We start from the raw sequence: 21,992 nt of genomic DNA on the forward strand, positions 1-21,992 counted from the left end.
ACGGCATAAACAGCAAAGGATGTGGTCATGGTCGAGTTCCACGTCTCCCCGACCGGGGACGACGCAGCACCGGGCACCGCCGACCGACCGTTCGCCACGCTGGACCGCGCCAGGACGGCGGCGCGGGAGGCGCGCGGCGACGTGACCGTGCAGCTCCGGGCGGGCACGCACGTGCTCACCGAGCCGCTCGAACTGACCGAGGAGGACTCGCGGGTCGTCTACCAGGCGTTCGGCCACGGCACCGACGCGCGGGAAGAGGTGGTCGTCAGCGGCGGGCGCGAGGTGACGGGGCGGCGCGGACCGGACGGCGCCTGGGTGGCCGAGGTCGGCAACCTGGTCACCCGCCACCTCGTGGTGGGCGGTCGGCGGGTCGAGCGGGCGGGGATCGACGGGCTGCCCGGCACGGTCCGCCGCACCGCGACCGGGTACGCCACGGACCACCCGCTGGACTGGCGGTCGCCGGCCGGCGTCGAGTTCGTGCACCGGGGCGTCTACCCGTGGACCGAGGCGCGCACCACCGTCGCGTCCGCCACGCCGGACGGCGTGATCACCATGGCGCAGCCCGCCTTCGGCTGGGCCCTGGAGGTCTACAACTACGAGTGGGCCGGCGAGGTCGTGTCCGGTCCACCCGCCCCGACCCGGGTCGAGAACGACCCGGCGTTCCTCACCGAGGGCACGTTCGCGCTCGACCGCTCGCGGCCGGGCCGGCACGTCCTGCACTACCTGCCCCTCCCCGACGAGGAGCCGCACGTGGTCGTGCCCGCCCTGGAGGTGCTGGTGCGGGTGACCGGGGCGCGGGACGTGGCGTTCCGGGGCCTGGTGTTCGCCGACACCACGTGGCTGCGGCCGGGCACCGACCGGGGTTTCCTGCACTACCACGCGAACGGCTTCCACGACGGCGGCCGGATCGGCCGGGTCGTGCCGGCCGAGGGCGCGTGGCTGACCGTTCCGGAGGAACAGGAGCAGATCCCCGCGGCCGTGCGGCTGGAGGGGGCGGACGGGGTGCGGTTCGAGGGCTGCCGGTTCACCCGGCTCGGCGCAACGGGGCTCGGCGCGACCGGCGGGACGGGCCTGGTGGTGCGCGGCTGCGACTTCGACGCGCTCGCCGCGTCCGCCATCGCCCTCACCGGCACCGAGGGCGCGTTGGTGGAGGACAACCTCGTGCGGCACGTGGGGCTGGACCACTCCGGCTCGGCCGGCATCACGTTCCACGGCACGCGGGACTGCGTCGTCGCGCACAACCACGTCCACGACGTGCCGCACAACGGCATCGTCGCCGGGCCGTCGCGCGGCGGCACGCGCATCACCGGCAACCTGGTGACCCGCTCGATGGGCGTGCTGGCCGACGGCGGCGGCGTCTACCTGTCCGGACCGCAGGGGAATTCCACCGACACCGGCGCGGTGATCAGCGGCAACGTCGTCGAGGACACCCGCACGCCGTACAACTTCGGCCTCTACACCGACTACGGGGCCGCGTGGGTCACCGTCGAGGGCAACCTCGTCGCCCGCGCCGACAACACCGCCGTGCTGCACGTCAGCCCGCCGCTGGAGCACGTGGTCTACCGCGGCAACCTCTTCGACGCCGACCCGGTGGGCAGCGACGCCGTGCCCGACGGCGTCACCTACGAGGGCAACACCACGATCGCGGACCCGGCCGCGCTGGACGCCGCCGCGGCGGACCTGCGGGCCCGGGCGGGCCTGCTCACGAGACGGGCCTGACGAACGGGAACAGCACGGTCTGCCGGATCGACGTGCCGGTGAGCATCATCAGCACCCGGTCCACGCCCACCCCGAGGCCGCCGGTGGGCGGCATCCCGTGCTCCAGGGCGTCGAGGAAGTCCTCGTCCAGCTCCATCGCCTCGACGTCGCCGCTGGCCGCCTTCACCGACTGCGCCTCCAGCCTGCGGCGCTGCTCCAGCGGGTCGGTCAGCTCCGAGTAGGCCGTGCCGATCTCCGCCCCGAACGCCACCAGGTCCCAGCGCTCGGCCAGGCGGGGGTCGGCGCGGTGCGGCCTGGTCAGCGGCGAGACCGAGGCGGGGAAGTCGGTGTAGAAGGTCGGTTCGACGGTCCTGGGCTCGACCAGCTCCTCGTACGCCTCCTGCACCAGCGCGCCGTGGTCGGCGTCGTCGTCCGCCTCGACGCCGTGCCGCGCCAGCAGCGCCCGCAGCTCCGCCACCGGGGTGTCCGGCGTGACCGTCGCGGACAGGGCGGCGGACACGGCGGCGTGGACGGTGACGACGGGCCACTCGCCCGAGATGTCGACCTCCACGCCGTCGCGCACCGCGATCGGACGCCCGTGCGCGGCCACGGCGGCGTGCTGCACCAGCTCCCGCACCAGGTGCCGCATCGCGGTGTAGTCGGCGTAGGACTGGTAGGCCTCCAGCATGGTGAACTCGGGGTTGTGGGTGGCGTCCGCGCCCTCGTTGCGGAAGTTGCGGTTCAGCTCGAAGACCCGGTCCACGCCCGCCACGCACAGCCGCTTCAGGTACAGCTCGGGCGCGATGCGCAGGTACATGCGCATGTCGTAGGCGTTGATGTGGGTGACGAACGGCCGGGCGTTCGCGCCGCCGTGCACGGTCTGGAGCATCGGCGTCTCGACCTCCAGGTAGCCGCGGTCGTGCAGGAACCCGCGGATCGCCCGCACGACGTCGCTGCGCAGCCGCAGCATCCGCGCCGAGTCCGGGTTCACCGCGAGGTCCAGGTACCGCCGGCGCACGCGGGTCTCCGGGTCGGCCAGCCCCTTGCGCTTGTCCGGCATGGGGTGCAGGCACTTCGCGGTCACGGTCCACTCGTCGGCCAGCACGGACAGCTCGCCCCGCCGCGACCGGACCACCTCGCCGCGCGCGCCCACGTGGTCGCCGAGGTCGACGCCCGCCTTCCACGCGGTCAGGTCGACGCGCGCGGCGTCCAGCATGAGCTGCAGCTCGCCGGTGAAGTCGCGCAGCCGGGCGAAGACCAGGCCGCCCAGCTCGCGCAGCGCCACGACCCGACCGGTCACCGAGACGGTCTCGCCGAGCCGTTCCCGCGCCTGCGCCAGCGAATGGTCACGCGGGTAGTTCACGGGGTACGGGTCGATGCCGTCGGCGCGCAGCCGGTCGAGCTTGGCGATGCGGACCCGCACCTGCTCCGGGCGGCGCGGCTGCCGCGGCTCGACCCTGGTCGCGTCGATCTCGGCCACGGCGGCGGCGAAGTCCGTGTCGGCCGCCTCGTAGCGCAGCGCGCGGGACGCGCCGCGCCGGAACAACGACCGCAGGCTCGGCACGAACCCCTCGGCGACACCGGCCGCCACGCTCACCCGCGCCAGGTGGCGGGCGCGGGCGAAGCACAGGTAGCGGGGCAGCCACTCGGGGCCGTACTTGGCGTTGGACCGGTACAGCGACTCGAGCTGGAAGAACCGCGACGCCAGGCCCAGCACGCCGCGCCACGTCCGCAGCACCGGTCCCGCGCCGATCCGCGCGCCCTCCTCGAACACCGCCCGGAACATGGCGAAGTTCAACGACACCCGCTGCACGCCCAGCCGCGCGGCGGCGGCCACCAGCTCGGCCACCATGAACTCGTTCAGCCCGTTCTCGGCGGCCCGGTCGCGGCGCATCAGGTCCAGCGACAGCCCGCGCCTGCCCCACGGCACGAACGACAGCAGGCCGCGCAGCTCGCCGTGCGCGTCGTAGGCCTCGACCATCACGCACCGGCCGTCGGTCGGGTCGCCGAGCCTGCCCAGCGCCATGGAGAACCCGCGTTCGGTGGCCGCACCGCGCCACCGCTGCGCCAGGTCGAGGATCGACGCCAGCTCGTCGGCCGGGATCTCGGCGTGCCGCCGCACGCGGGCGGTGTACCCGGCGCGCTCCACCCGGCTCACGGCCTGCCGCACGGCCTTGCGCTCCGGGCCGGACAGCGTGAACTCGCGCACGTCCAGCACGGCCTCGTCACCGATCTCCAACGCCTTCAGGCCCGCTGCCGTGTAGACGCGCGCCCCGCGTTCGCTCGCGCCCAGCACCCCCGGCAGCCAGCCGTACCGCCGTGCCTCGGCCAACCACGCCCGGACCGCCTGCGGCCACGCCTCCTCGTCGCCGATCGGGTCGCCGCTGGCCAGCGTGGTGCCGGCCAGCACCCGGTAGGTGAGCGCGGCGCGGCCGTTCGCGGCGAACACCACGCTCTTGTCGCGGCGGGTGGCGAAGTAGCCCAGCGAGTCCGGCTCGCCGTGCGCGGCCAGCAGCCGCCGCACGGCCAGCTCGTCGGTGTCGTCCAGCAGCCGGCTGGAGCGCTCGCCGCGGAAGAACACGTACAGCGCGCCGATCGCCACGAGCATGCCGCCGAACCCGAGCAGCACGCTCAGCCAGTCCGGGCCCTGCCCGCCGCGCCGCTGCGGCAGCACCTCGCCGGTGATCTGGTTCGCCGCCCACACCAGCTTCGGCCACGTGCCGTGCAGGTGGCCGGGGAACAGCTCGGTCAGCCCCCACCCCGCCAGGCACAACGCCGCGATGCCCGCCAGGAACACCACCAGCGCCTGCCGCCACGCGCCCGGCGCCAGCTCGGCCGGGAACGCGTCGCGGATCGCCAGCAGCAGCGCGATGAGCGCGACGCCGACGATGATGAAGGCGCTCAGCTCGACGGCCACCTCGCCCCGGTCCACCGGGTGGCCGCCGCCGCGGAACGGGTGCGGGTCGACCCAGAACAGGACGAGGAACAGCAGGACCCCGGTGACGTTGAGCACCTCGAACAGCAGCAACGTCCACAGGGCGGCCCGCTTGCGCCTGCGCAGGGCCGCGCCGAGCACCACCAGCACCAGGGCGATGAACAGGTTCGCCTCGACCGGTAGGCCCAGCAGGGAGGAGGTCGCCAGAATGCCCTCGGCGAGGTTCGACTCCTCGTCGACCACGAACAGCAGGAGTGACGCCGCGGCCGCCGCCTGGACGACGGTCGCGACGACCCCCGCCGTTCGCCACTTCCAGCCGGCCACCGCCACGACACGCCCCCAGGGAACTCGGTTTGCCCACCATGATCGCCTCACTCGCCGGTCGCGTGCACGTCCGCTCGTCCGGGCGTGTCGACGGACCCGCGGTGGTGCTCAGCTCGGGGTTGGGCGGCGCGTGGTTCGACTGGGACGCGGTGGTCGCGCTGCTGCCCGACGCGCACGTGCTGGTGTTCGACCGGCCCGGCACGGGGCTGTCCGGGCCCGCCCTGGCGCCCGCCGGCCTGGCGCGCGAGGTCGCCGTGCTGGACGCCGTGCTGGCCGGCGCGTCCCCGGTGGTGCTGGTGGGGCACTCGATGGCCGCGCTGCACGTGGAGGCGTGGGCCAGGCTGCGGCCGGCGCGGGTGCGCGGCGTCGTGCTGGTGGACCCGGACCTGGAGGTGCCGGGGGCCGGGCGGCCGTTCGACCTGGCGGCGGCGGTGGCCCGGTGGGTGCTGCGGCTCGGGTTGGACCCGGTCGTGGCCGCTCAGGGCCCGCGGCTGCGCCGGTGGGCGATGCGCGGGTCGACGCTGGCGCGGCGCGACCCGGCGTCGGGGGCGGCGCTGCGGTCGGTGTACGGGCGGGCGTCGGTGACGCGGGCCGTGCTGGACGAGCTGGCGTCCTACCCGGCGCAGGTCGCCGCGGTGGAGCGGCTGCGGGCGTTCCGGCCGCTGCCGCCGGTGCCGTTCACCGTGCTCACGGCGGGTCGGCGGGAGTTCCCCGAGCACCGCGCCCTGGCCGCGCTGTCCCCCGCCGGGCGCACCGTGCTGGTGCCGGGCAGCCGCCACATGGTGCCGGTGGACCGGCCCGACGCGGTGGCGCTGGCGGTGCTGGACGCGCTGCGCGGCACGTGACCCGCGGCCCGTGTGAAGCTACTCGCACTCCGCGCAATTCCCCTTGCGGGGGTGTCACGCTGGTCGGGTAACCGTGCAACAAGGCCCGGGGACCCGCGACGGAGCAGGCCCCGAGGGAGGACGGTCGACGATGACCTCGGCAGAGGTAGCGGCGCCTTACGGCAGCGGGGCGGGCAACGCCCCGACCGGCAAGAAGGTGCGCATCCACCACCTGCGGGAGATGAAGGAACGCGGCGAGCCGTGGCCCATGCTCACCGCTTACGACATGTACACCGCGGAGCTGTTCGACGAGGCCGGCATCCCGGTGCTGCTGGTCGGCGACTCCGCGTCCAACAACGTCTACGGCTACGACACCTCGCTGCCGGTGACCGTGGACGAGCTGATCCCGCTGGTGCGGGGCGTGACGCGCTCGGTGAAGCGGGCGCTGGTCGTGGCCGACCTGCCGTTCGGCTCCTACCAGGTGTCGGTGGAGCAGGCCGTCGCGACGGCCGTGCGGTTCATGAAGGAGGGCCGCGCGCACGCGGTGAAGCTCGAAGGCGGGAAGCACTTCGCACCGCACGTCGAGGCCATCGTGCGCGCCGGCATCCCCGTCATGGCGCACGTCGGGTTCACCCCGCAGAGCGAGCACCAGCTCGGCGGCTACCGGGTGCAGGGCCGCAACGACGCGTTCGACGCGGTGGTCGAGGACGCCCGCGCCGTCGAGGCCGCCGGCGCGTTCGCCGTGGTGCTGGAGATGGTGACCAGCGAGGTCGCCAAGCAGATCACGCACGACCTGGTCATCCCGACCGTGGGCATCGGCGCGGGACCGGACACCGACGCACAGGTGCTGGTCTGGCAGGACATGATGGGCCTGCGCCGGGGTCGCGCGCCGCGGTTCGTCAAGCGGTACGCCGACGTGGCCGGCGTGATGAAGTCGGCGGCGGAGCAGTTCGCGGCCGAGGTCAAGGGCCACCGGTTCCCCGGCCCGGAGCACACCTTCCACTGATCACCCGCACGTGCGCCGCGCCGACCCCCGCCCGGGGGTCGGCGCGGCGTTCTCGTTCCGGTGACGCCCGGTGGGGTGGTTGTCGCCCGATGAGGGCGACCTCGTCGGTTCGGACGGCCCGGGGGTAGCCCTGCGCGGGGCGGGAGCGGCCCGCGCTCCCCGGCCATCACGAACGGAGATCCGCCATGGGCTTCACCGACGTGTTCAGCGACGACGACGACCGGGTGTCCCTCACCGACGACGAGCAGCGGGAGCTGGCCGAGATCGAGGACGAGACGCCGCAGGTCCCGCGGTAGTCGCCGGGGCGGGTGGAGGGCCGGTCCGGCGCCTCCACCCACCCGTCGGCCCCGATCTCCACGCCGTCGCCGTCGGAGGAACAGCCATGTCGCAAGTCCTGTCCGGCACCGGCGCCGAGCGCGCCCAGTCCGGTGAACGGGCGGTCGACCTCGCCCGGGCCTGGTCGCACGGGCTCGCCGCGGTCGCCGAACTCGGGTTGACCGCCCACCTGACCCCCGTGCCCGCCGACGACCCCGGCGCGTGGCGGTGTGTCCTGCGCCGCGACGGCCGACCGGTCCTCGGAGGTGACGGCTCCGGCAAGGGCACCGAGGGCGCGGCGCGGGTCGGCGCGGTGTTCGAGGCGCTGGAGCACCACCTCAGCCGGACACTGCCGGCGCACCACGTCCGGGCGGTCCGGGCGCACGAGGCCGCCGCCGGCCTGGCCGACGACGCCGCGCTCGCCCTGCTCGCCGCCGGACCGGACCGGCCGCTGGCGTGCCTGCCCTACCGGGACCTGCTGGACGACACCGAACGCGCCCTGCCGGTGTTCCTGTCCTCGCCCGACCACGTCGCCGACGACCACGCCGACGCGCGGGCCGCGCTCGGCGACACCTACGACTACGCGTCCGCCCGCCGCTACTCGCTCAACAGCGGCTGGGCCGCGGGCACCACCGCCGTCGAGGCCGCCGTCCACGCCGTCAACGAGGTTGTCGAGCGCGACGCGATGTCACTGCTGCTGGTCGAGCGCTTCCTGGCGCGCCGACCCGCGCCGCTGCGCGTCGTCCGACCCGCGACGCTGCCCGGCGACCTCGCCGCGCTGCACCGGCGCGCCTCGGACCTGCTCGGCCGTCCCGTGCACCTGGTCGACATGACCACCGACCTCGGCGTGCCCGCCTACTGGGCCCACACCCCCGCACCGCCGGGACTGCCCGCCCGGGTGCGCGGGTGCGGCGCTTCGCTGTCGGCCCGCTACGCCGCCGAACGCGCCCTGACCGAGCTGATCCAGATCCACAGCATCGCCACCCACGGGGCCGACCCGCGCGCCGGACGCCTCCCGCGCACCACCGGCTACCCGGCACTGCACCGCTGCCACCTGGCCGACCTCACCGCCGCCGGCGGGATCCGGCCCGTCGCGTTCACCGACACCGACGCGCCCACCACGCCCCGCGCCCACCTCGACGCCCTGCTGAGCCGCCTGGACCGGGCCGGGTACCGAGCCTTCGGATGGCACCGGCACGTCACCGCGCACCTGGCCGTGCTCAACGTGTGCGTCCCGGGGTTGGAGCGGTTCATGCTCGTCACCGACGGCGTGCCCGTGCTGCCCGGGCGACGCGGGCACGCCCACCGCACCCGGCGGTGATCGGCTCGCGACCGGTCCTCGGGCACAGTGGGCGCATGTACCCCGAGATCGAACCGTACGACCAGGGCCTGCTCGACGTGGGCGACGGCAACCGCGTGTACTGGGAGGTGTGCGGGAACCCCTACGGCAAGCCCGTGGTGTTCCTGCACGGCGGGCCGGGCGGCGGGTGCTCGCCCGCGCACCGCAGGCTGTTCGACCCGGCCGCGTACCGGATCGTGCTGCTGGACCAGCGCGGCTGCGGGCGGTCGGTGCCGCACGCGTCCGAGCCCGGCGCGGACCTGTCGACCAACACCACCTGGCACCTCGTGTCGGACCTGGAGCGGGTCCGCGAGCACCTGGGCGTGGACCGGTGGCAGGTGTTCGGCGGGTCGTGGGGTTCGACGCTGGCGCTGGCCTACGCGCAGGCGCACCCGGAGCGGGTCACCGAGCTGGTGCTGCGGGGCGTCTTCACCCTGCGACGCAAGGAACTGGACTGGTACTACGGCGGCGGCGCGGGGATGTTGTTCCCGGAGCTGTGGGAGCGGGTGGCGGCGCTCGTGCCGGAGGGCGAGGACGTGATCGGGTCCTACGCGCGGCTGCTGCACGACCCCGACCCGGCCGTGCGCGAGCGGGCCGCGGTGGCGTGGAGCGTCTGGGAGGGCTCGACGGTCACCCTGCGGCCCCGGCCGGAGCTGGTGGAGGCGTTCGCGCAGCCGCGGTACGCGCTGGCGTTCGCCCGGATCGAGAACCACTACTTCCGGCACGGCGGGTGGCTGGAGGAGGGGCAGCTGCTGCGCGACGCGCACCGCCTCGCGGGCATCCCGGGCGTGATCGTGCAGGGCCGCTACGACGTGGCCACGCCCGCCACCACGGCCTGGGACCTGCACCGGGCGTGGCCGGGGTCGCGGCTGGTGGTCGTCCCGGACGCCGGGCACGCGTACGACGAGCCGGGCATCCTGCGCGCCCTGCTGGCCGCCACCGACCGGTTCAGGGGCGCGTGACCCGGAGCGCGGCCTCCAGGGCCGGGCGGGCCTGGACCAGCGACGGGCCGTACCAGGTCAGGTGGCGGCCCGAGACGTGCACCGGGCGCAGGCCGGGGAAGAACTGCGGGCCGTCGTCGGGGGTGAACAGGTACGGCTCGTCGGGCAGCACCACCAGGTCGGCGTCCTGCAGCTCGGAGAGGTCGGGGCGCGGGTAGCGGTCGGGGTGGTCGGCGAAGGCGTTGACGACCCCGAGGCGCAGCAGGACGTCCCCCGCGAACGTGTCACGCCCCAGCACCACCCACGGCTTGCGCCACACCGGGACCACGGCCCGCGCCCACGGCGGCGTCACGTCGCGCCACAGCCGTTCGGCCTCGACCAGCCAGTCCGGTTCCGCGTCCCACGCCGTGCCGAGCAGGCGGCGCAGCGAGCCGAGCGCGGCGGGCACGGTGGCGGGCGCGGCGGTGACCCACACCGGGATGCCGTCGGCGCGCAGCCGCTCCACGTCCTGCGGGCGGTTCTCCTCGCTGTTGGCCAGCACGAGGTCGGGCCGCAGCGCCAGCACCCGGTCCACGTCCGGGTACTTCGACCCGCCCACGCGGGTCACGTCCAGGTCCGGCGGGTGCGTGCAGTAGTCCGTCGCGCCGACGAGCACGGCCGGGTCGACGGCCTCGGTGAGCGACGGCACCAGGCTGACCACGCGGGACGGCGGGCCGGGCAGCGGCACCGGCTCGCCGAGGTCGTCGACCGGCAGCATCAGATGTCGGTGATCTTGAGGCCGGCGTGCGCCTTGTAGCGGCGGTTGATCGCGATGATGTTCGCGGTGAACGCCTCCACCTGGTGGGCGTTGCGCAGCCGCCCGCCGTAGACGCCGCGGAAGCCCGGGATCGTCTCGGCCAGCTCCCGGACCAGGTCGGTGGCCTCGCGGTCGTCACCGAGGACGAGCACGTCGTTGTCCACCCGCTCGATGCCCAGGTCGGCCAGGTTGACCGCGGAGACGTGGTGGAACGCGGCCGTCACGCGGGAGTCCGGCAGCAGCGCGGCGGCCTGCTGGGCGGCGCTGCCCTCCGGCACGGGCAGCGCGTACGGGCCCTGCTTGTCGAAGCCCAGCGGGTTCACGCAGTCGATCACGACCTTGCCCCGCAGCGGCTCGCGCAGCGCCGCCACGGTGTCCGCGTGCCCGTCCCACGGCACGGCGATCAGCACCACGTCCGCCTGCGCCGCGCAGCTCTCGTTGTCCGCGCCGCTGACGTGCCCGACACCGGCCTGCGCGCGCAGCTCCTCGGCCGCGGCCTCGGCGCGCCCGGCGTCGCGCGACCCGATGACGACCTTCAAGCCGGCCTTGGCCCACCGCAGCGCCAAGCCCCTGCCCTGCGCCCCGGTGCCGCCCAGCACCCCGACGGTCAGCTCACGAATACCAGTCACCGGGCCATCACATCACACCCGACCACCCTCACGCCCTGCGGTCGAACCGCAGTTCCAGGCCGTCGAGCATCGCCCGCAGCCCCAGTTCGAACAGGTGGTCCAGGTCGAGGTCGTAGCCCTCCACGGCCAGCGCGCCGAGCATCCGCGCGAACGCCGGGTAGCGGCCGGAGTCGACGATCGCCGCCATCGCCGGGGCCTGGCCGTCCATCCACTCCTCCTCCGAGAGCCCGGACGCGCCCATGGCCTGCCGCTCGCGTTCGAGGTGGACCGCGACGCCGTGCACGTAGCTGAACAGCGTCACGTGCAGGTCGCACCTGGCGGCGGCGCTCAGGTCCAGGTCCTCCAGCGCGGACAGCGCCCAGTCCGCGTGCACGGCGAGGTTCGGCAGCGGCAGCGGCCGGGTGATCGGGCTGAGGTGGGCCAGCCACGGGTGCCGCCGGTACAGCGACCACAGCGTGCGCGCGCCCAGTTCCCACCGCGCGCGCCAGCCGTCCGGCGGCCGTGCCGGGTAGCCGCGCTCGCCGAACGCCGTGTCGGTCATGAGGACGACCAGCTCGTCCTTGCCCGACACGTGCCGGTAGGGCGACATCGGTGCCACCCCGAGCCGGGCCGCGACACCGCGCATGGACAGCACGCCGAGCCCTTCGGCGTCGGCGATCGCGATCGCGGCCCGCACGACCCGCTCGCGGGTCAGCTCGGCCGGGCGCACCCGGTGCGGAGCACGGGGTCCCGCCGGCGCCGGCCGGCGTTCGGCGACCACCGTGCCGGACCGCGGTTCGGCCCGGACCAGTCCCTCCTGCGCGAGGGTCGTGAGCGCCTTCGCCGCGGTCGCCATCGCGACACCCCACTCGGCGGCGATCCGGCGCGTCGAGGGCACCTTCGCGCCCGGCGGCAGTTCGCCCCGCTCGATGCGCCGCCGGAGGTCGGCGACGATGTCCGGGTACCTCGGCGTGGCCATCCCGCGCCTCCGATCTGTACTGGTACAGAGCGGAACTGTACTAGGTCAGTTCCGCCGTTCTGCCGCGCTGTCGTGCATCGTGTCCACCGTAAACGTACAGCGTATGTCGAAGGGGAACACGATGCGGAACGCGCTGGTCTCAGGTGCCGGTGTCGCCGGTTCGGCGGTGGCCTACTGGCTGCGGCGCAACGGCTTCTCGGTGACGGTGGTGGAACGCGCGCCCGGCCCGCGGCGGGGCGGCCAGGCGGTGGACGTCCGGGGCGTCGCGCTCGACGTGGTGGACCGGATGGGCATCGGCGAGGCGGTGCGGGCCGCGCGCACCCGGATGCGCGGGATGTCCGTGCTGGACGGGCGGGGCAACGAGCTGTTCCGGTCCGAGGAGCGGACGTTCAGCAGCGGGCTGTTGGCCGGCGAGGACGTCGAGCTGCTGCGCGAGGACCTGGTGGCCCTGCTGCACGAGGCCGCGGCGGGCCGGGTCGAGCACGTGCACGACGACTGGATCACCGACCTGCGCGAGGAGGAGCACGGCGTGCGGGTCGAGTTGGCGCGGGGCGGGTTCCGGACGTTCGACCTCGTGGTCGGGGCGGACGGTGCGCACTCCGCCGTGCGGCGGCTCGCGTTCGGGCCGGAGGAGCGGTTCACCCGGCACCTGGGCCGGTACCTCGCGATCTTCCCCACCGCCAACCTCCTGGGGCTGGACAACTGGCAGGTGTGGTTCCAGGACGCCGGTTCGGGCGCGGGCGGCGCGGTCTACCCGGTGCGGGACAACACCGAGCTGCGGGTCACGCTGGGGTTCGGGTCCGAGCCGGTGACCTACGACCACCGCGACGTCGAGGGGCAGAAGCGGCTGGTCGCCGACCGGCTGGCGGGCGTGGGCTGGGAGGTGCCGTCCCTGCTGGCGGCCATGGCGGACGCGCCGGACTTCTACTTCGACTCGATGGCGCAGGTCCACATGGACCGCTGGACGAGCGGGCGGGTGGCGCTGGTCGGCGACGCGGGGTACTGCGCGTCGGCGCTGTCCGGGCAGGGCACCGGCCTGGCGCTCGTCGGCGCTTACGTGCTGGCCGACGAACTGGGCCGCGCGGGCACCGACCACGCCACCGCGTTCGACGCCTACGAGCGGAGGATGCGCCCGTTCGTCGAGCTGAACCAGGCCTTGGCCACGGAGAACCCGGCCGGTCCCCCGGCGGCGGAGTCGGTCGAGCGGGCCAAGCACGCGATCGCGCTGGACTGAGTCACGCGGCCGGGGGCGCGAGCGCTCGCGTGCCGGGCGAAGAGCGCGCGGGCGGCCGCCACCTCGTCGGGTGCCTCGGTGAGGAACGCCTCGTGCGGGTAGGGGTAGAAGACCACCGACGAGCCGTCCGGCAGGTCGAAGAGGGCCGGCGGGCGCTCGACGCCGGGCGACACGCCCTCGGCGATGACCCGGTTCGCGAGGTCCGCGACTCGAAGGTGCTGCCGGTCAACGGCCGGCCGGCGGAGGCGTTCCCGGCGGCGGTGAGAGCGGGACGGCCGGACCGGTAGCCGTCACAGGCGTTCGAAGACGACCTTGCGGCGCTCGGGGTCGGCCTCCACCAGCCGCACCCCGATGCGCTCGCCCTCCGGCAGGTCCTCCCCCGTGCAGCGGCTCATCACCGGCGGTTGGGGGATGAAGACGTCCGCGCCGTTCCCGTCGGCCCGCAGCACGACCGCCTCGAACTCCTGCCCCACCCGGTCGGCCAGCACCCACGCCTCGACCTGGTCCAGGCACGCCCGGTCCACCTTGCCCGCCAGCGCGTCCGAGCCGCCCATCAGGCCCGGCAACAGCGGCAGCGCCTCGGTCAGCCACCCCGGCACCTCCCGCCCCGCCGTGACGGCCAGGCACACCTCGGCGGCGAAGCGGTCCACCAGCCGGCGCAGCGGCGCGGTCACGTGGGTGTACGGCGCGCCGAGGCCCGCGTGCGTCGAGACGGCGGGCACCTCGCCGTTGAACGCCGTGTAGCCCGCGCCCCGCAGCAGCCGGGTCGCGTCCACGAACAACGCCAACGACTCCGGCCGGCTCGGGTCCAGGCCCGCGAGCAGCCGCGCCGGGCTCACCCCGTCCGGCCACGGCACGCCCAACGCCTGCGCCGACCGGCGCAACGCGTCCACCGCGCCGTCGTCCGCGTCCGGCAGCGTGCGCAGCACGCCGACCTTCGCGTCCAGCATGACCCGCGCCGCGGACATGCCGGTGAGCAGGGAGATCTCCGCGTTCCAGGCGTCGACGTCGGCGCGCGGGCGGACCACGAGCTTCCAGTCGCCGTCGCCGTTGGGCACGATCTCCTGCTCCGGCAGCTGCAACTCGACCGCGCCGCGCTCGGCCGCCCGCTCCCGCCGCAGCCGGCCGAAGTCGGGCAGCGCCTCGACCGACGGGTGCGGGGTGCCCGCGTCGAACGACGCCTGCACGGTCTCGTAGTCGAACTGCGCGGTGGAGCGCACCACCGCGCGCCGCACCCGCACGTCGACCGGCTCGCCGTCGGGGCCGCACTCGAACGTCCACAGCACGGAGGGCCGCGCCTGGCCCGGCAGCAGGCTCGCCGCGCCCTCCGACAGCACCGGCGGGTGCAGCGGCACGTTGCCGTCGGGCAGGTAGAGCGTCTGCCCGCGCTTGCGCACCTCGGTGTCCAGCGCGCCGCCGGGCACGACGAACACGCCGAGGTCGGCGATCGCGTAGTGCACCCGGAACCCCGACCCGACGCGCTGCACCAGCAACGCCTGGTCCAGGTCCTTCGCGCCGGGCGGGTCGATCGTCACGAGCGGCAGCGCCGTCGCGTCCTCGCGGTCGGCCGAGCCGATATCGCGCGACACCGCTGCCTGCGCCTCGGCCAGCGCGGCGGGCGGGAACTCCCCCGGCAGGCCGAACTCGGTGCGGATGCCGCCGAAGTCCAGGTCCGCTCGACCGGTGCGGATCACCATGGGGTGCACCCTAAGCCGGCCTCAGCGCCTGCCCCACTCCTTATCGGCCTTGTCCTCGGCTTTCGTGCGCTCCCGGGCCAGTTCCAGCGCGCGCTGCGCCGTCGCCTCGTCGGGGTAGGGACCCATGCGGTCCCCACCCCGGCAGCCGACACCGTGCTCCACCGTCTGGTGGGTCAGGCAGTAGTACCAAGCGTTCGGGTCTGAAGCCATGGCCCCAGGCTTCCACGTGCCGCGGCGCGTGTCATGTTCGCCACTGGGGCGGCTGCGGCGTCTGCACCGCGACCGGGCCCGACTGCGGGAACGTCGGCTGCGGCACCACCGGCGGCGGCTGGGGGAAGCCGCGCGGCGGGGTGTTCTGGTTGGCGTTGGCGAACTCGCCCGGGATCGGGTCGAGCACCGACACCAGCACCGTCCGCTGCTCCGGGTCGCTGATCACCGCGCCGCTGCGGTCGCGGTAGACCAGCTCGCCGTCCGAGTCGATCTCCACGATCGCGCCGACCTCGGCGAGCTGGTCCTCGTCCAGGTCGACCAGCCGTTCCATGCGGGACGGCACCACCCGGTACACCGGCCAGTTCAGGTGCGCGTAGGTGCGGTGGAAGTCGGCCAGCAGGTGGGCCATCTGCTGCTGCCACGGCAGCGGCATCGCCTCGACCAGCGACCGCGGCAGCACCGCGTAGGACTGGTCGGTGCCCGGCGGCCGGGTGTTGAGGTAGTCGCGCGTCGGGGTGCTGGACGCGGGCGGCCCGGCGTGCCGCTGGATGGGGTCGTGGTTGAACACCGTCGTGCCTCCCTACACGCCCGGCCGGACGGCCAGCGGCATCAACTCGTGGTAGTCCCAGTTGATCTTGCTGATCTTCACCACGTCACCGGTCTGCGGCGCGTGGATGTACTCGTCGTTGCCCAGGTACATCGCCACGTGGTGCACCGTCACGGGGTTGGCCGGGTTGGTGGCCCAGAAGATCAGGTCACCGGCCTTGGCCTCCCGCACCGGCAGGTACGCGCCACCGGACATGTACTGGTCGTTCGCCACCCGGGGGATCTTCACGCCGGCCGCCGCGAACGCCTTGACCAGGATGCCGGAGCAGTCCCAGGCGTCCGGGCCGTTGCCGCCCCACAGGTACGGCTCGCCGAGCTGCTGCTTGGTGAACTCGATGGCGGTCGCCGCCGCGTTGGACGCGAGCAGGTAGTCGCCGACGCCCTCGCCGCAGCCCGCCGGGTCGCTGACGTCGCCCTCCTGCCCGATCAGGAACGCGGCCATGGCCTCCCACTTGTGGTACCGGTCGGGGAACGCCGACCGCTCCACGTCCTGGGCCGAGTCGCCGGGCCGCTGCTCCTTCCAGTCGGGCAGCTGGAGCAGCACGTCGTAGAACTTGTTGATCGCGTACTCGGGGTCGGTGACCTGCCGGGCCGTGCCCCAGCCCATCGACGGGCGCATCTGGAAGATGCCCAGCGAGTCGCGGTCGCCGTAGTCCAGGCTGCGCAGCCCGGACTCCGTCATGCCCGCCTGGATCGCGACCTGCCACGCCAGCGGCGGCAGCTCGCGCTTGCGGCCGATGGAGATGATGTTGGCGACGGTCGTGCGCTGCTCGTCGGTGAGGCGGTCCGCGTCGCCGCGGCCCTTGCTCTCGCCACCGCCCTGCCACGGCCCGATCGAGGCGTTGCAGCTCGCCATGCGGATGCCGGCGGCCTCGTTCGACGGCGTGTTCTCGTTGAGGACGGTGGACACGCCGTTGGTGACGGCCACCGCGACCACGGCCACGACCGCGGCCACCACCAGCCCGATCTTCAGCATGTCACCCCACCTTGTCGAACTCGTGCACGCGCCAACCCTCGGGGAGCTTCACCACGGTCACGACGAGCTTGCCGTCCGCCAACTTGGCCTCGAACTCCGCCGAGTCGGTGAACGACTTGATCGGCTTGACCGCCTGGTCGATCACCACGGGCACGTTCGCCGGGTCGATCGACGCCAATCGGGGGTACAGCTCGTCGGACGTGAACGGCTTGAGGCCCGCGAGCCACTTCTCCTTGGTGCTCTTGCCCGGCTCGAAGGAGCTGAACGCGTCCACCCACCCGTCGGCGGCGAGCTGCGCGCTCGGGTTGACCGGCGCGGACGTGGGCGCCGGGGTGGGGCTCGCGGCCTTCGTCGGCAGCGGGGTGGACGTGGTGCTGGGCAGCACGCCGATCTGGTTGCCCCCGCCGCTGTCGCTGGTCGCGGTGGACGTCGCGCCCGCCGCGGTGCCACCGCCCGGCCGGGGCTTGATCGCGTTCGGGATGATCACGCTGATCGTGGTCACCACGACGACCACGCCGATGATCGTGGTCGCGAGGTGCCGGGGCGAGCGCAGCGGCCAGCCCCACAGGCGTCGGTACACGGCCGCGCGGCCGCGGTTGGTGCGGATCGGCATCAGCTGTCCCTGACCTCAAGCCCGCGTGACGGCCGGTAGATCACGTGGACCTGCCGCCCCGCCACGACCTCCGTCTCGGCGCGCCGCGGCCCCGGCACGGTGGTGGGCGCGTCCAGCACCCGGCCGGACCCGTTGACCCGTGAGGGGACGAGCACGGCGTCGTCCGCCCGGTCGTAGTTCCGGTCGGCGATGGGCGGCGCGTCGACCACCCGCGACCGGCCGACCGGCAACGCCGCCGGCCCGCCACCGCCGCCGGCCGGCAGCGCGACCGCGCCGTTGCGCGGCACCGCCGTGCCCAGCTCGCCGACGCTGTTCCCGGCCCGGTCCAACCGCTGCGCCGTCGCGGCCACGGGGTTGGCCGCCTCGGGCCGCACCCGCCGCCGGTCGCGCTGCGGCACCTCGGGCCCGTCCGGGTCGGTGTCGCGCACGGTGTCCCAGAACTCCTCCTGCGGGGAGGGCCCTTCCTTCTTCTTCCGCAACCGCGACAGGATCCCGCCGCGCATGGGCAGCGCGCTGCCCGCCGAGCCGACGGACATCTCCACCATCTGCCACATCCGGCGCAGGGGCTTGCCGACCATGAAGCACACCAGCGTCAGCATCAATCCCAGCAGCGCCTTGGTCAGCAGCGTCAGGCCGGTGGCGCTGAAGATCGCCTGGAGCAGCAGCGCGTGCGTGCCCGCCAGGACGGCCAGCACCAGCACGTTGAACACCGTCACCGCCGCCGCGCGGGCGACCTTGCGCAGCAGGTCGTGGTGGATCAGCGCGACCAGGCCGATGAGCGGCCCGGCCAGCGTCAGCACCCGCAGCAGCAGCTGCGCCAGCAGCACCGCGGCCTTGGCGAACAGCTGGAACAGCGAGAACGCGACGGCCTGCAGCAGCGACAGGAACCCGGCGCCGGTGCGGCCGCCGTCCTCGCCGCTGAAGTAGCCCTTGGTCGGGCCGAGCTGCGCGTAGATGTTCTTGTACTCGGCCTTCTTGGCGTCCAGGGCGGCCTGGTCGCCGTCCTTGTGCTCGGCCAGCTCCTGCACCGTCCACGCCTGCGCGCCCAGCAGCCGCGGGCCGAACTCCGTCGCCTGCGGCGCTTCCGGTGAGCCGAACTCGCCGCGCAGCCAGCTCTGGTAGACCACGGTGTTGTGCAGCTGCGAGGGCAGCTTGTCCAGCGTGTCCTCGTTCGCGTCCACGTCGATGAACCCGGCCTGGATCTCCGAGGTCTTGGTGACCAGCGTGCTGTCGAGGACGTTGTAGAACTGCGGCAGCGCCAGCGTCGAGGTCGCCAGCCACATCGCGGCCAGCGCCCACAACCCGCGCTTGCTGATCGAGGCCAGGTCGCCCTGCCAGATCTGGCGGAACATCAGCACCGCGAGGATCAGCGCGACCAGGCCGAACCAGCGCAGGTAGACGTTGTCGTAGACCTTCTGCACGCCGGTCTTGACCGCCTCGTCCAGCGGTTGCAGCAGGCCCTGGCCCACGACCGTGTAGTGCAGGGCGTTCGTCGCGCCGACGATGTTCTTGCCGATGTTGAACAGCTCGTTGCCCATCCACGTGTCCAGGACGGGCGTGGCGTTCGGCACCAGGCACTTCTCCTGGTAGGTGTGCCAGACCATGCCCGCGTACCCGTGGTTGAGGTAGGGCGTGTCGGGCAGGCCGTTGCCGATGGGCGGGTCGATCGCGCCGACCATGCCGGAACCCGGCCGTTCCGGGTTGGGCGCCTCACCGCAGGGCGCGGCGCCGGCGGGCGTGGCCCCGATGACCACCTGGAGGCCGACGATCGCCACGACCACGGCCAGGGCGCGCCACCGGGCGCGCGCCGGGTGGCCGTGCGCCTGCGCGTCTTCCTGCGCTCGTCTGAAGCGCCGTCGCGCGCGGAGCGCGACGGCGACCAGCGCCACCAACACCAGCGTGCTCATGGGCGCACCTCGCCGGCGCCCGCTCCGACGTGACCGCGCGACCCCGCGCCCGACCCGGTGGGCACGCGCGACGACGCGCCGGACCGGCGCTCGGCGGGGGATGCGCCGAGCACCGTCCGCGAGTCCTCCCCCGGCCCGGTCATGCGCGACCTTCCCGGCCCGGTCGGCGGTTTCCTCCCTCGCCGTGCGCCGAGTCGACCAGCTCGTCGGTCAGGCCGACCTCCAGGTCGGCCGCCAGCTCGTCGTCGTAGTCGTCGTCCGGGTAGTCCTCCTGGTGCGCGAACGGGTCCTGCGGCGGCGAGGAGACCTCCACCTCGGTCGACTCCCCGCCGTCGCGCAGGGCGTCCGGGGTGGTGTCGAGGGCGTTGCGCAGGTGCTCCAGGTGCGGCCCGGAGAAGTCGATGCGGATGCGCTCCACGCCGCCCGCGCCGTCCGCGAAGATGAACTGGCGGGGCGCGCGGTCGCGTTCGACGTTGGTCCGGACGCCTCCCGGGCGGCGGCCCAGCGACGCCACGACCTGCTCGTAGCCCGCCCCGACCGGCACCTTCAACAGCCGCAACGCGTCCGCCTGCGCCTGGTCGTCGTCCAACCGGCCGACGAACACCGAGTCGAGCAGCGCCACGAAGCCCTGGATCTTGAGGAAGTCCGCCGGGATCTGCGACGACAGCAGCACGCGGACGTTCCACTTGCGCGAGTCGCGGGCGAAGCGGTTCATCAGCACGCGGCCCGTCGGGACCTCCGACAGGAAGAACGCCTCGTCGATCCAGACGCCCTTGCGCAGGTCCTTCGGCCGCTCGTAGATCGACCGCTGGGTCAGCCACGCGGCGAGGTTCAGCATCTCCACGCCCAGCGCCTCGGCGTCCGTCCAGTGCTCGCGGCCGACGCCGTCCTTCGGCAGGTTCAGGCCCGCCATCGTCAGCACGGTCAACCGGTCGTCCCGCGCCTCGTTGTACGGGTCCGCGTCCTGCTCCGGGATGAGCAGCGACATGCGCTCCCGCATCTCGTCCAGGAAGTCCGCGACGACGACGGCGTGCTCGTGGTGCTCGCTCGCGTCGCGCCGCAGCGCCTCGAACACCATGCCGGGGTGCGCGTCGGGCCGGCCGCCGACCGTGCGGACCGCGCGCAGCAGCACGATCCGGGTCTGCGGCAGCCGGGACACCTCGTAGGGCAGCAGGCCGGACAGCACGTCCAGCACCAGCCGCCGCCGGGTGGCCGCCGCCAGCGCCCGCTCCCGCCGCCAGGTCCGCTCCGGGTCCTCCTCGTCCATGAAGTGGTCGAGGTGCGGTTCGGCCACCACCCGGTAGGGGTTGAGGATGCCCGCCTGCGCGTTGAGCAGGTTGATCGGCCGCGCGTACGGCTTCAGCTCGGGCAGCTCGCACAGCGCCGCCAGCGGCCCGGACGGGTCCAGCAGCGTCCAGTGCGCCCCGGCCCGCAGCGTCTTGTAGACGATGCCGCCGCCGAGGAACGACTTGCCCGCGCCGAGGCCCGCGACCATCGCCGTGAGGCCGGAGGAGTCGCGCAGCTCCTGCGCCATCCACGGGTCCCAGGCCACCGGCCGGCGGGTCGCCGTCACGGTCTCGCCCAGCAGGATGCCGCGCCGGTCGCCCACCTCGGCGGTGGCCGTCGGCACCGCGGACGCCGCCCACAGCACCGAGCCGCGCCGCAGGTAGGCCGACGACGACAGCGGCTCACCCGGGATGAACTCGCGCGCGATCGCGTACTGCGCCTCCGGGTGCTCGATGGCCACCTTCGGCTTGTAGAGGTCCAGCAGGCCCTGCGCCAGCCGCAGCGCCTCGCGCTCGGTCGGGCCGGACACCGCGAGCCGCCACCAGCTGCGCACCCGCGTGCCCAGGGCGGTGAAGCCCGACGTCATCTCGTCGTCGATCTCCAGCACCCGCGACGCCTGGCGGGCCAGTGACTGCGGCGGGTCCAGCTCGTGCTCGTCGGTGTAGTGGCGCACCTGCGAGCGCACCTTGCTCATCTGCCGCTGCAACTCGCCCGAGACCTCCTCGGGCCGCCGGACGTAGATCCGCGCCGACCACTCCACGGCCGCCGGCAGCCGGTCCGAGCGCTGGACCCACGGGTCGTCCTGCTCGGGGATCTGCAGGCCGTGCATCAGGCCGACGGTGAGCACGGCGACGTGCCGCTTGATGCCCGCGTTCGACCCCGTGCGGCCGCGCACGGTGACCGTCGGCGAGTACGGCTCCTGGTGGAAGTCCGCCGCGTCGGTGAACGACGCCAGGTCCTCCGGCTCCCAGGGCGCGCCCGGGACGGCGGGCAGGTTGCGCGGTGCGGGCAGGCCCAGCGAGCAGGACCGGTGCATCAGCCAGGACATCTCCTCGGCCGTGGCCGGACGCCCTTCGAGGCCGGCGGAGCCGATCACCTGGTCGAGGTGGTCGATCTCGGACTCGATCGCGACCAGCTCGGCGTCCACCGCGTCCGGGAAGACCTTGCGCAGCACGGGGGCGGCGCGCTCGACCGCGCGGTCCATCATGTTGCGGGTCTGCACCTGGACGCCGAGGTAGACCTCCTTCTCGGCCATCGACCGGCCCATGAGCTGCTGCTGCTCGCCGACCATGTAGTCGTCGAAGCTCAGCGTGCCCGGCGTGTCCGGCAGCCGGCGCACGGCGTTGTGCACGTGCGCCTCGGCCCACATCCGGATCGGGTAGGGCCGGTTCGTCACGCGCAGGTGCATCCAGCGGCCCTGCAGCTCGGCGTACTGGCCCGCGATGGCCGCGATCAGGTCCTGGCGCTGGGAGTCCGACCGGAACGACCAGCGCTGCGGCGCGAGCCGGTACCAGGCGTAGACCTCCTGGCCGGTGCGCAGCAGGTGGCCGTCGATGCTGCGGGCCGCGATCGACGGCGTGTAGCTCGGCACGGCCTGCTCGCCGGGCAGGCGGCGGCCGCGCTTGCTGTAGACCTTGCGGTCGTCGCGCGCCGCGGCCGCGTGCTGGGCCACGTGCGCAGCGGATCGTCGGTCACGG

The 21,992-nt window shown here is 74.1% G+C and carries 17 protein-coding genes; 6 read left to right on the forward strand and 11 right to left on the reverse strand.

Annotation, left to right across the window (positions count from 1 at the left end):
• The first annotated feature begins 27 nt into the window (after nt 1-27).
• Complete coding sequence (locus ACIGNX_RS28585) at nt 28-1,719, forward strand: right-handed parallel beta-helix repeat-containing protein (protein ID WP_396543908.1); 1,692 nt, start codon at nt 28-30, stop codon at nt 1,717-1,719.
• On the opposite strand, the gene lysX is transcribed toward ACIGNX_RS28585, so the two are convergent.
• Nucleotides 1,703-4,963: a bifunctional lysylphosphatidylglycerol synthetase/lysine--tRNA ligase LysX gene (gene lysX, locus ACIGNX_RS28590; protein WP_396543909.1), complete on the reverse strand. Its 3,261-nt coding sequence runs from the start codon at nt 4,961-4,963 to the stop codon at nt 1,703-1,705. The two genes, ACIGNX_RS28585 and lysX, sit on opposite strands and share 17 nt — an antisense overlap.
• A 32-nt stretch (nt 4,964-4,995) precedes the next feature.
• Between lysX and ACIGNX_RS28595 the strand changes: the two genes are divergently transcribed.
• From ACIGNX_RS28595 to pip, 4 genes are all read left to right on the forward strand, one after another.
• Nucleotides 4,996-5,802 (forward strand): alpha/beta fold hydrolase, encoded by an 807-nt coding sequence (locus tag ACIGNX_RS28595; protein WP_396543910.1) that lies wholly within the window; start codon nt 4,996-4,998, stop codon nt 5,800-5,802.
• A 130-nt stretch (nt 5,803-5,932) separates the two neighbouring features.
• A complete protein-coding gene (gene panB, locus ACIGNX_RS28600) occupies nt 5,933-6,787 on the forward strand; it encodes a 3-methyl-2-oxobutanoate hydroxymethyltransferase (RefSeq protein ID WP_396543911.1) in 855 nt (284 codons plus the stop codon).
• A 382-nt stretch (nt 6,788-7,169) separates the two neighbouring features.
• Complete coding sequence (locus ACIGNX_RS28605; RefSeq protein WP_396543912.1) at nt 7,170-8,423, forward strand: YcaO-like family protein; 1,254 nt, start codon at nt 7,170-7,172, stop codon at nt 8,421-8,423.
• 35 nt (nt 8,424-8,458) lie between these two features.
• Nucleotides 8,459-9,403 (forward strand): prolyl aminopeptidase, encoded by a 945-nt coding sequence (gene pip / locus ACIGNX_RS28610; RefSeq protein ID WP_396543913.1) that lies wholly within the window; start codon nt 8,459-8,461, stop codon nt 9,401-9,403.
• Here pip and ACIGNX_RS28615 read toward each other — a convergent pair.
• From ACIGNX_RS28615 to ACIGNX_RS28625, 3 genes are read right to left on the reverse strand one after another with little or no spacing between them, the layout of a single operon-like run.
• Entirely contained in the window at nt 9,390-10,139 is a 750-nt protein-coding gene (locus ACIGNX_RS28615; RefSeq protein WP_396543914.1) for a helical backbone metal receptor, read from the reverse strand. The genes pip and ACIGNX_RS28615 overlap by 14 nt on opposite strands.
• Nucleotides 10,139-10,807, reverse strand: coding sequence for an NADPH-dependent F420 reductase (gene npdG, locus ACIGNX_RS28620; RefSeq protein ID WP_396543915.1), 669 nt, complete (start codon nt 10,805-10,807; stop codon nt 10,139-10,141). Before npdG ends, ACIGNX_RS28615 begins: the two co-directional genes overlap by 1 nt.
• 28 nt (nt 10,808-10,835) lie before the next feature.
• Nucleotides 10,836-11,765 carry a TetR/AcrR family transcriptional regulator C-terminal domain-containing protein gene (locus ACIGNX_RS28625; protein WP_396543916.1) on the reverse strand — a complete coding sequence of 310 codons (930 nt, stop codon included), beginning with the start codon at nt 11,763-11,765 and terminating at the stop codon, nt 10,836-10,838.
• Nucleotides 11,766-11,886: 121 nt separating this feature from the next.
• On the opposite strand from ACIGNX_RS28625, the gene ACIGNX_RS28630 reads away from it, so the two are divergent.
• A complete protein-coding gene (locus ACIGNX_RS28630; RefSeq protein ID WP_396543917.1) occupies nt 11,887-12,999 on the forward strand; it encodes an FAD-dependent monooxygenase in 1,113 nt (370 codons plus the stop codon).
• A gap of 290 nt (nt 13,000-13,289) precedes the next feature.
• On the opposite strand, the gene ACIGNX_RS28635 is transcribed toward ACIGNX_RS28630, so the two are convergent.
• The 7 genes from ACIGNX_RS28635 to ACIGNX_RS28665 form a co-directional block, all read right to left on the reverse strand.
• Nucleotides 13,290-14,696, reverse strand: coding sequence for an RNB domain-containing ribonuclease (locus ACIGNX_RS28635; protein WP_396543918.1), 1,407 nt, complete (start codon nt 14,694-14,696; stop codon nt 13,290-13,292).
• Between the two features lie 21 nt (nt 14,697-14,717).
• Nucleotides 14,718-14,906 (reverse strand): hypothetical protein, encoded by a 189-nt coding sequence (locus tag ACIGNX_RS28640; protein WP_396543919.1) that lies wholly within the window; start codon nt 14,904-14,906, stop codon nt 14,718-14,720.
• Nucleotides 14,907-14,937: 31 nt separating this feature from the next.
• Nucleotides 14,938-15,474 carry a hypothetical protein gene (locus ACIGNX_RS28645; protein ID WP_396543920.1) on the reverse strand — a complete coding sequence of 179 codons (537 nt, stop codon included), beginning with the start codon at nt 15,472-15,474 and terminating at the stop codon, nt 14,938-14,940.
• 12 nt (nt 15,475-15,486) lie between these two features.
• Nucleotides 15,487-16,488, reverse strand: a complete 1,002-nt coding sequence (locus tag ACIGNX_RS28650; RefSeq protein WP_396543921.1) for a C40 family peptidase — start codon at nt 16,486-16,488, stop codon at nt 15,487-15,489.
• 1 nt (nt 16,489) lies between these two features.
• Entirely contained in the window at nt 16,490-17,101 is a 612-nt protein-coding gene (locus ACIGNX_RS28655) for a hypothetical protein (RefSeq protein ID WP_396543922.1), read from the reverse strand.
• Entirely contained in the window at nt 17,101-19,008 is a 1,908-nt protein-coding gene (locus tag ACIGNX_RS28660) for a hypothetical protein (RefSeq protein ID WP_396543923.1), read from the reverse strand. The genes ACIGNX_RS28655 and ACIGNX_RS28660 overlap by 1 nt, the downstream gene beginning before the upstream one ends.
• A gap of 139 nt (nt 19,009-19,147) precedes the next feature.
• Entirely contained in the window at nt 19,148-21,967 is a 2,820-nt protein-coding gene (locus tag ACIGNX_RS28665; protein WP_396543924.1) for an ATP-binding protein, read from the reverse strand.
• Between the last annotated feature and the right edge of the window lie 25 nt (nt 21,968-21,992).

The organism is Actinosynnema sp. NPDC053489 (genome assembly GCF_044544865.1).
Lineage (GTDB): Bacteria > Actinomycetota > Actinomycetes > Mycobacteriales > Pseudonocardiaceae > Actinosynnema.

Excerpts from the sequence above, each read along its gene's own strand:
- ACIGNX_RS28585 (WP_396543908.1), top strand. The coding sequence starts at position 28 with ATGGTCGAGTTCCACGTCTCCCCGACCGGGGACGACGCAGCACCGGGC.
- ACIGNX_RS28595 (WP_396543910.1), top strand. The coding sequence starts at position 4,996 with ATGATCGCCTCACTCGCCGGTCGCGTGCACGTCCGCTCGTCCGGGCGT.
- panB (WP_396543911.1), top strand. The coding sequence starts at position 5,933 with ATGACCTCGGCAGAGGTAGCGGCGCCTTACGGCAGCGGGGCGGGCAAC.
- ACIGNX_RS28605 (WP_396543912.1), top strand. The coding sequence starts at position 7,170 with ATGTCGCAAGTCCTGTCCGGCACCGGCGCCGAGCGCGCCCAGTCCGGT.
- pip (WP_396543913.1), top strand. The coding sequence starts at position 8,459 with ATGTACCCCGAGATCGAACCGTACGACCAGGGCCTGCTCGACGTGGGC.
- ACIGNX_RS28615 (WP_396543914.1), bottom strand. The coding sequence starts at position 10,139 with ATGCTGCCGGTCGACGACCTCGGCGAGCCGGTGCCGCTGCCCGGCCCG.
- ACIGNX_RS28625 (WP_396543916.1), bottom strand. The coding sequence starts at position 11,765 with ATGGCCACGCCGAGGTACCCGGACATCGTCGCCGACCTCCGGCGGCGC.
- ACIGNX_RS28630 (WP_396543917.1), top strand. The coding sequence starts at position 11,887 with ATGCGGAACGCGCTGGTCTCAGGTGCCGGTGTCGCCGGTTCGGCGGTG.
- ACIGNX_RS28635 (WP_396543918.1), bottom strand. The coding sequence starts at position 14,696 with ATGGTGATCCGCACCGGTCGAGCGGACCTGGACTTCGGCGGCATCCGC.
- ACIGNX_RS28640 (WP_396543919.1), bottom strand. The coding sequence starts at position 14,906 with ATGGCTTCAGACCCGAACGCTTGGTACTACTGCCTGACCCACCAGACG.
- ACIGNX_RS28650 (WP_396543921.1), bottom strand. The coding sequence starts at position 16,488 with ATGCTGAAGATCGGGCTGGTGGTGGCCGCGGTCGTGGCCGTGGTCGCG.
- ACIGNX_RS28655 (WP_396543922.1), bottom strand. The coding sequence starts at position 17,101 with ATGCCGATCCGCACCAACCGCGGCCGCGCGGCCGTGTACCGACGCCTG.
- ACIGNX_RS28660 (WP_396543923.1), bottom strand. The coding sequence starts at position 19,008 with ATGAGCACGCTGGTGTTGGTGGCGCTGGTCGCCGTCGCGCTCCGCGCG.